The organism is Nitrospirota bacterium (assembly GCA_035873375.1).
Taxonomy (GTDB): domain Bacteria; phylum Nitrospirota; class Thermodesulfovibrionia; order Thermodesulfovibrionales; family JdFR-85; genus BMS3Bbin07.
This window is the reverse complement of the sequence record JAYWMQ010000049.1, coordinates 1-8,857: the sequence shown is the minus strand read 5'-3', so window position 1 is coordinate 8,857 and position 8,857 is coordinate 1. Positions and strand designations below refer to the sequence as shown.

The window sequence follows — 8,857 nt, the reverse complement described above, 5'->3', positions numbered from 1 at the left end:
TATGCCTATTTGCGCTTCCTCTTTGAAGAACTGCCCGGTGCCAATACAGAGGAAGATTACAGGGCTCTTCTGCCCCAGTACGTTAATCGTGGCTCCATCGTCCTTCTTGGTTAATCACGTGGGGTTTATTTGACGCTTACGGAATGACACCGCTCCGCCTCGTCCATGTAGGATGTCCCCAGCACAATGGTGGTGCCTGTCCCTGAGACAAACTCGTGCAGTAGCTCCCACATCTGTCTCCTTGAAAGCGGGTCTATGCCTGTTGACGGCTCATCAAGCAGGAGAACTTTGGGTTCAGAGATAAGTGAGCAGCAGATACCCAGCTTCTGTTTCATGCCGCCGGAGAGGTTTTTTGCTCGCCTTTCCCTGAAGGGCTGCAGCCCTGTGGTCTCAAGGAGCCTCTCCTTCACTGTATCTCTTCTCTCCCGGGAGACATCTTTTAAGGCTGCAAAGAAGTCTATGTTCTCCTCAACCGAGAGGTCCATGTACAGGTTCTGGCCTATACCCTGGGGCATGAAGCTGAGGTGCCTTTTTATGGATTCAGGGTCTTTTTGAAGGTCTGTGTCCATGAAGGTCGCCCTGCCCTTGAAACCAAGGATGCCGGAGCATATCTTGAGGAGGGTGCTCTTGCCTGAACCGTCCGGACCGATAATTCCGGTGATCTCGGCGGGGAATACATCAAGGTCAATATCCTGCAGGGCATGTAGTTTTCTGAACTTTCTGGAAACGCCTCTGAATGATATTATGGGGGTTGTCATCTGGTTTTTTTTCAGCCGCAGATTTCGCAGATTCTCTCAAATTAACAACTCAATTTGTCTGTCATTCCGGCAGTCCTTAAGCCGGAATCCATTCTTTTCTCAGTGTCTTAGTGTTTTATATTTTCCCATCCTCTTTAATCTCGAACCTTACATCCACAGGCATCCCTTTTTTCAGGACGTCCCTGTAGTTCTTTTTCTGATCCGCTGAAGTCCCCGGGAAACAGATCTTTACGGCAAAGACCTGCTTTACCCTCTCTTCATAGGACTGGACCTCTTTTGGCGTAAACTCCGACCTGTCGGAGATGTAGCAGATATAACCTGTGAAGGGGTAATCAGGATAGGCATCGCTGAAGACCTCGGCCTCCATGTTTATAAATATCCTTCCAATATAGGTCTCCGGCACAAATGTCTTTACATGCAGGGACGCCGGGTTGATCATGATGCCGGCAATTCCACCCTGTGGAAGTACTTCTCCGGGCTCTGCAACCCTTTTGAGGATAATCCCGTCCTCTGGTGCGGAGATTTTTGTATATCCGAGGGTTATCTCCACCTGTTTCAGTCTTTCTTTCAGACGCTGAAGCGATTTTCTGAGTGCAAGGAGTTCCTTCTCCTTTGCCCTGACAAGGTCTTTTGAGGCCTTTGCCTTCAGGAGTGATATCTCTGCCAGCTCAACCTCTTTGTCTGCAGTACGTGCCTCCTCTTCAGAGAGGCTGTAGGCAAGCCTCATCTCTTCAAACCTTTCTTCAGCAATGACGCCCTTCTGCCTCAGCCTGGAGAATCTCCTGAAGTCCTTTTGGGTCTTCTCCCTCTTGTCCCCTGCCTGCTTGAGCCTTGCCTTTGCAATTAAAAGGGACTTGTGTGCTTCATCTATGGTATGCCTGACGTTTTCTGCCGTGTATTTCAGGTCAAACTCAGCGGCCTTGATCCTCTCAACCAGTTCCTCGGTCCCCCTGATGAATTCCCTGCGCCTTGACTGCAACTCCTCGTCCACAAGCAGTGCAACGATCTGCCCTGCCTTGACTGCAGACCCATCCTCTATCAGGACACTCTTCAACCTCCCGGGAATCTGTGTGGCCAGCTCTATCTCACTGGCCTCCACCCTGCCGCTGACTTTCAGGTAATTGTCTTTGGCCGGGGTTATATAATGGAATATAATATAGAGGGCAACTGCAGCAAAAAGGAGGAGAGCAGACAGGATCAGAATTTTCTTTTTCATATCTAATTATACAAACAGTTGCCCCGGTTGTCTACTCCTCAAGGAGTGCCTTTACAAACTCTTCCGGAATAAAGTCTCTCAGGTCATCGATTCCTTCTCCCACACCTATCAGCCTTACAGGGATGTTCAGCTCCTTTTTGATGGCAAATACAATGCCGCCCCTGGCAGTGCCGTCCAGTTTTGTTAATGCTATTCCTGTTATTCCGATGGCCTCGTGAAACATCATGGCCTGTCTCAGGGCATTCTGGCCTGTTGTGGCATCAACAACAAGGAGGGTTTCGTGAGGTGCCCCCGGCATGGCCCTGTTTATTACACGCTTGAGCTTTTTGAGTTCTTCCATTAATGGTGTTTTTGTATGCAGACGTCCGGCGGTATCCACTATTACGGCATCCACTCCCCGTGCCTTCGCAGCCTCAACTGCATCATAGGCCACGGCTGCCGGGTCGGACCCGCTCTGGTGTTTTACTATCTGGGCCCCAGACCTCTCTGCCCATATCTCAAGCTGTTCAATGGCAGCAGCCCTGAAGGTATCGGATGCAGCTATTATAACGCTATGCCCCTCAGCGTACAGCCTGCTTGCAAGCTTGCCGATGGTGGTAGTCTTCCCCACACCGTTAACCCCCACACACAGGACGACAAAGGGCCTTTCCTGATAGAGCACAAAGGGCTGCGGAAGCCCCAGAATCTTCAGCATCTCCCGCTTTAAAAATTCCTTTACACCATTATAATCCTTTATCTTGCCGCTCCTGACCTCTTCCCTGAGATCATCTATTATCTCCATGGTGGCTTCAGTACCTATATCTGATGTAATGAGGACTTCCTCAAACTCGTCAATTGTCGTGTCATCGATCTTTTTCCCCTGAAAAACCTGCTCGACCTTTCCAAGAAAACCCGTTCTTGTTTTGCTCAAACCTTTCTTCAGTTTGTCAAAGAGTCCCACTTATGCCTCCTGAAAATATTTTATTGCCCTGCCGGGTCTTTAATCCCCCGGCAGCCTGAAGGATATTATATCAAAATATCTCAGGCAAAGGTGCGAATCGCCTCATAAAAATCCAAACTAAACGGAATCGTTACCTCAAAAAAGAAATCCTGATGAAAAAGGGGAAGAAGGCAGTGGCAATTCCGGCTTCCGGAGAGCAGATATGAGCTGTATGTCAGCAAGAGTGCAGTCCCGGGAGTTTCGGTGCGGGTTAATGTGGAGGTGATAAGAACCGTTTAATAAAAGGAGAGGGGTTCTGTATCAGTGTTGACCCTCTGCTCGTCCTTTATCGCATCCTGCAGGTACTGAGGCATGGCAAACATGCCATGATGGACTTCCGGGTTATAGAAACGGAGACCGGCAGTGAGGTGCTCTAACTTCCCGGTAAGTTCCTTGTGGGAGAGTCCTTCCGGATCTTTACTATTGGATGCATATATAAACCCCCAGGGCACATAAAAGGACGGCACAGAGGTCCAGTACCCCCTGACTACAGGAAATACCTGTTCCACCGTGTTATGGATAATGGCAAAGGCATTCAGGTTGTTTACTGATACAGAAGTTGCCTGGGTCACCATTACCCCATTAGGCGAGAGATGCTCCATGACCTCATTGTAAAATTCCCTTGTATAAAGCTTGATGGCAGGACCTGCTTCCATAGGTTCAGGAAGGTCAAGGATAATGACGTCGAAATCCCCGTCTCCCTCTGCAATAAACCTCCTTGCATCTTCATGCAAGACCTTCACCCTGGGATCGTCAAAGCACCCCAGATGCCATTCGTAGAGATGGGCCTTGCATGCCTGCACTACCTCTTCATCGAGGTCAATCATGCAGACGGATTCCACTGTAGGATGACGCAGCACTTCCCTGATCGTAGCACCCTCTCCTCCACCGGCAATCAATACTTTTTTGGGGTGTCCGTGGGTGATCAGGGCAGGGTGTACAAGGGCCTCGTGGTATATGAACTCATCAAGCTGGGTGGACTGCATTTTGCCGTCAAGGACCAAGGTCTTGCCGTAGCTGCCGAGTCTGAGAATTTCCAGTTTCTGGTACCGGGTCTGGGCAGTATACAGGACCTCTTCAAGTGAATGGAGACTGGCCTCTTTGTCTGTTGTAAACTCAAGAAACCATTTGGAGCCGATCATTACAAACCTTGTGCGGAAGCTTTTCGTTAGTGCACGAAATTATCCCTCTTTTCATTTCCACAATGGACGGGTTTTTTGACCCAAACTGTTCAATAAGGTATTGGACAGCAATTTCCGGTTTAATTACATCTCCACAGGTAAATATATCCACGGCAGCATATCCATATTCCGGCCATGTATGAATGGAAAGGTGAGATTCAGCAATAACCACCATACCACTGATCCCAAAGGGGCTAAACTCATGGAAGGATACATCAACAATAGTTGCCTTTGCTTGCTTTGCAGCAGATACCATTGCCTCCCTTACAGCATTCAGGTCTTTCAGAATCTCATGATTACAATCCTTTAATTCAACTAATAAATGGGTACCTAAAGCATGCAATCCTCAACCCCCCTTCAAGTGGTTTAAGAGGGACAAAATATCCCTAACAAGCATATAAGCATAAAGCAACCAATATGTTTTTGTCAAGATTTTTGCAGGCCGGGAGAAATCTCCTTCAGGACATTATCACTTTGCCGGGACAGCAACGTCCTGATCCCAAAATAGCAACCCGTTTTGAGTTAAAATAAATTATGGCTGAACAAGCGGTTGATCTGGGAGAAAAACTGAAGAGCGTTCCTGAAAAACCCGGTGTCTATATGTTTAAGGACCGGAAGGATCGGATACTCTATATCGGAAAGGCGCGGAACCTCAGAAACAGGCTGAAGAGCTATTTTCAGCAATCCGTAAACCTCGGGCCAAGAAAGACGGCCATGCTCGGACGGGTAAGGGACTTTGCTTTCCTGGTTACAGAGACTGAAGTTGAGGCCCTCGCCCTTGAGGCAAACCTCATAAAACAGCATAAGCCGCGCTACAACGTCATCCTCAGGGACGACAAGAACTACCCCTACCTCAAACTCACCATCAACGAGGAGTGGCCGCGCCTTGAGGTTGTCAGGAGGATAACAAGGGACGGTGCCATCTATTTCGGGCCTTATATCCCGGCCTCATCAGTGAGGGAGACACTCGCCTTTGTCAGGAGACATTTTAACATAAGACCTTGCCGTTACAGGCTGGACAGGCCCATGCGTCCCTGCGTTCAGTACCAGATGGGCAGATGTCCCGCCCCGTGTGCCGGGCTTGTTTCAAGGGATGAATACCTCAGGGCAGTAAAAGAGGTTGAAAGGTTTCTGAAGGGAGAGAAGAAGGAGTTGATAGAGGAGCTGGAGGGGAGGATGCTGAGGTTTTCCGAAGATCTGAGGTTTGAAGAGGCTGCCAGGATAAGGGACAGGTTGCAGGCACTCAGGGGGGCCTTTGAGTCACAAAAGGTTGTATCTCCGGAGCTTGGTGATATTGATGTGATAGGATTTTACCGCGAAGGTGTTGATACGGTCTTCCAGGTCTTCTTTATAAGAAACGGTATCCTGATAAGTGCAAAGGATTTTCATCTTAAAGATACGGAGTTCATTCCCGGGGAGGAACTCTTTGAAAAATTCATTACACTCTTTTATGCAAAGGAGATAATTCCGCCTGATGAAATAGTGGTTCAGGTAAGGCCCGAGGGCGTTGAGGAACTCGGGAAGTGGCTGTCTGCAAAAAAAGGGAGAAGGGTAAAAATCAGGCTCCCTGAAAGGGGTAAGAAGAAAGACCTGATCAATATGGCTTCAGAGAACGCAAGGATTATCCTGCATACCGGAAAAGGCGCTGCATCAAAGGAAGTGATGAAGCAACTCAAAGAAAGGCGCGGGCTTAAAAAGATACCCGGCTCAATCGGGGCCTTTGATGTCTCCACAATCTTCGGCAGCTATTCCGTTGGTGCCTTTGTCTGGTGGGAGGATGGTGAATTCAGAAAAGAGATGTACAGGCTCCTTAAGATCAGGGATGTCAGCGGAATGGATGATTACTCGATGATGAGGGAGATTATTATACGCACAATCAACAATCTGAATGGCAACATTCCTGACCTGATATTGATAGACGGTGGCAGGGGGCACTTTGAGGTAGCCATGAGTGCTTTGTCAGAGGTGATGGGAGAGGATGTCCATGATGTCGATGTTGTTGCAATAGCAAAGGGGCCTGACAGGGCGTTTCTGAAAGATGGAACGAATGTTCTCCTTGAAGACAGCGGTCCTGATGCACTCCTTCTGAGGCGTCTGCGTGATGAGGCGCACCGGTTTGCAATCAATTTTCACAGAAAACTCCGGGGCAAGGGGCTCCTTGAGTCAAGGCTTGAGAGTATAAAGGGGATTGGAAAGAAGAGGAGGCTTGCCCTCCTAAAACACTTCGGCTCAATTGAGGCCATTAAAAAGGCATCTGTTGAAGACATAGCCAGGGTCAAGGGCATGAACAGAGCGGTGGCAGAGAAGTTACTGTCGGAACTCTGAGGAGATTTAAGCCCGGGTTACATATCAGAGAGTGTGCAGCCCGGTATTATCTTCACACGACAGTCCCCGTCTGTATCGTAAGAGAGGTATTTCTCATAATCAATCCCTTTGCAATACGGTGTTTCACAGGTAAGGTCGGAAAATATATCAACGGTCTCGCCTGGTTTGATTACAAACATCTTGCTCACCTTCCATTTAAAGCAGTCTCCATCATTCTTTTTATACCAAAGGTCAATTGTGGTCAGGTTCCTCACAACAATGCCCTTCTCCTTACATACATCCTCTTGCCCTCTTGCCTGAAGCGGGTTTATTGCCGATAAGACGGTAAACATTAAAGATAATATAAGGAAATGCATCCAGTACCTCATTATTCGCCCTCCTTTTCTCCGGCAGGTTTTTCACAGTGGCTTCCCCCGGCTATTGTTTCAACTTACAGTATATCATTTTATTATATTTTGTACCCCCCCCCTCCTCTTGTTGCTCTGACTCAGAGCTTAACATGACATGCTCCCCGTTTTCTGGAACAACATAAAATACGAAAATATATACTTTAAACAGGAGGTGCACATGATTCATGATTTGTGCCCGCTTTCCAGTCTAATCCTGGGGGTCTATAATAGAAAAACAAAGTAAGAAACGGGTAAGAAAAGCAAGCAGCCTTCTTTATGAAGTAAGATAAGTAAATGGTTATGGGAGCATCTGTGGCTATTGGGGTCCGTCGATGAAAGAGACTCGACTTGAACTGCCGGATGCTCCCAGTTAATACCCTGTCTAATGGGAATATGCCAAACAGTGGCTATTATAGACCCCATGATTGACCCTTGGTTTAGGTTGATCATCAGCTCTTTGCTTTTCTCCGCCATCCCGATGTTCCGCCAACTAATAATCAGGCTGAACAGTCTCTCAGAAACATTGTTATTTTTAGAAAAATTAATATTTAGGATGGGCAACCCCAAGACCTTTTCTCTATAATCATACATTTTTATCAACTTCGTTTTCTTACCCGTCAATAGTTTTGCATAGTAGGATGTCCCCAAAGTTCTCCCACATTAGCAGTTACCCTCAAACCAATAAACTTTAAAAGGCAGCTTCCAAAACACAAATTCACTATTTAATCGGTGTAATAGCAGGCACCAGCAAACCAACGCCACAATAAACAATATGCAGCCATGTAAGCGTAATATAAACGCCCTTGCCCTGATCCATAATTTCAATCACGCCAATATTTACAGTAAGAAAAAAAGCTAAAAACGCCGTAATCCCTGACAATATTGGCCCAGCAACAGGAATAAGCGGAAGAAGTAACGCAGCAGCTCCTAAAGTTGCATCAGTAATCGTAGCGCCACCTTTTAAATATTGCATCGCGGGTTTGTGTACCGCCAACACAATACCCCATGGCTTTATCATAAATTGCAAAGCATTGAACACTTCAGCAGGCACATCATTAGATGCAGGTTCAACTACCACCCGAAGCCCGGATGGTGGGGCCGGGGCAACCGGTTTGGGCTTTTGTTCATTCTCGTCATAACCTGCAAACCGAAACCCGTTCGGTGGAGCCGGCGCAGTTGATCCGGCTTTTTGTGCATCACTGGCGGAAGTTGCCAGGGTGACAATGCCCTCGCCATCCGTTTGCGAACGCGTTATATCTGCAAACTCCCGCAATTGCGAAGTGACGGCATCCTTGAATTCATTTTCAACTTCTATATTCAGAGATTGCAGTACGCCGAGAGGATTATCCTCTAATCCCTGCAGCTGCTCGTGATGGCCCTTTAGTTGCTCGCCGTAGTCCACCAATTTCTGTACGTCATGATTGACCTGTTGATCAGACATATCGACCTCCTGAGATTGTATTGACAATTCACAATAGTTTCTGGCGGATCCACCACGCCTCGACTCGTCCATTGTAAGAGGCATGGCAGAAACGTCTGCACGAAATGTACATAGACACACTTAAGGCGTACAACGATAGCAAGATCAAGTGAACTTCCCGCGTAGCACACTAACCAGTTAGCATAGAACTTCTGTATATCTCCTGAGTTTACACGAATAAAATGATATTTGACAACACTACTGTCCGACAGTTAGGGAAGACTGACTGATGAGCGGATATTAGGGAGCGGGGATTTTGTAATAAAGATTCTTCAGGAGTCGGCAGATGAGCGAGTAGAGAAGATGAAAGAAGTTGTAGAGGAAATATGTAGAAAAGAGGGCGTAAATATTCATGAATTAAAGCCAGGCAGCCGGAGGAGCAGGGTGTCTGAGGCAAGGTCGCAGATAGTTTGCAGGTTGATTGAGACTTATGGGATTCCATTGGCGGAGGTTGCACGCCAGGTAGGAGTTTCCACATCTGCAGTATGTAAGATAATAACAAGGAAAAGTAGTTAGTCAACGTAGTCAA

Annotated in this window: 9 protein-coding genes; 2 read left to right on the top strand and 7 right to left on the bottom strand. The window is 47.4% G+C overall.

The features are described 5' to 3' along the window. Positions 1 to 125: 125 nt before the first annotated feature. The 5 genes from VST71_10625 to speD all read right to left on the bottom strand — a co-directional run bounded on the left by VST71_10625 (position 126) and on the right by speD (position 4,477). Positions 126 to 758, bottom strand: coding sequence for an ATP-binding cassette domain-containing protein (locus tag VST71_10625; protein ID MEC4686171.1), 633 nt, complete (start codon positions 756 to 758; stop codon positions 126 to 128). Positions 759 to 873: 115 nt separating this feature from the next. Continuing rightward, on the bottom strand, positions 874 to 1,974 hold the full coding sequence (locus VST71_10620; GenBank protein ID MEC4686170.1) for an efflux RND transporter periplasmic adaptor subunit: 1,101 nt from the start codon (positions 1,972 to 1,974) through the stop codon (positions 874 to 876). A 31-nt stretch (positions 1,975 to 2,005) separates the two neighbouring features. Beyond that, positions 2,006 to 2,914 (bottom strand): signal recognition particle-docking protein FtsY, encoded by a 909-nt coding sequence (gene ftsY, locus VST71_10615; protein ID MEC4686169.1) that lies wholly within the window; start codon positions 2,912 to 2,914, stop codon positions 2,006 to 2,008. A 275-nt stretch (positions 2,915 to 3,189) separates the two neighbouring features. Beyond that, on the bottom strand, positions 3,190 to 4,095 hold the full coding sequence (gene speE, locus VST71_10610) for a polyamine aminopropyltransferase (GenBank protein MEC4686168.1): 906 nt from the start codon (positions 4,093 to 4,095) through the stop codon (positions 3,190 to 3,192). Next, positions 4,070 to 4,477: an adenosylmethionine decarboxylase gene (gene speD, locus VST71_10605; GenBank protein ID MEC4686167.1), complete on the bottom strand. Its 408-nt coding sequence runs from the start codon at positions 4,475 to 4,477 to the stop codon at positions 4,070 to 4,072. The genes speE and speD overlap by 26 nt, the downstream gene beginning before the upstream one ends. 191 nt (positions 4,478 to 4,668) lie before the next feature. Between speD and uvrC the strand changes: the two genes are divergently transcribed. Next, complete coding sequence (uvrC, locus tag VST71_10600; GenBank protein MEC4686166.1) at positions 4,669 to 6,459, top strand: excinuclease ABC subunit UvrC; 1,791 nt, start codon at positions 4,669 to 4,671, stop codon at positions 6,457 to 6,459. Between the two features lie 17 nt (positions 6,460 to 6,476). Here the strand turns inward: uvrC and VST71_10595 are convergent, their stop codons facing one another. Next, positions 6,477 to 6,827, bottom strand: coding sequence for a hypothetical protein (locus VST71_10595; protein ID MEC4686165.1), 351 nt, complete (start codon positions 6,825 to 6,827; stop codon positions 6,477 to 6,479). Between the two features lie 739 nt (positions 6,828 to 7,566). Then, positions 7,567 to 8,289, bottom strand: a complete 723-nt coding sequence (locus tag VST71_10590) for a hypothetical protein (GenBank protein ID MEC4686164.1) — start codon at positions 8,287 to 8,289, stop codon at positions 7,567 to 7,569. A gap of 342 nt (positions 8,290 to 8,631) precedes the next feature. On the opposite strand from VST71_10590, the gene VST71_10585 reads away from it, so the two are divergent. Further along, positions 8,632 to 8,844, top strand: a complete 213-nt coding sequence (locus VST71_10585) for a hypothetical protein (GenBank protein ID MEC4686163.1) — start codon at positions 8,632 to 8,634, stop codon at positions 8,842 to 8,844. The last annotated feature ends 13 nt before the right edge of the window (positions 8,845 to 8,857 follow it).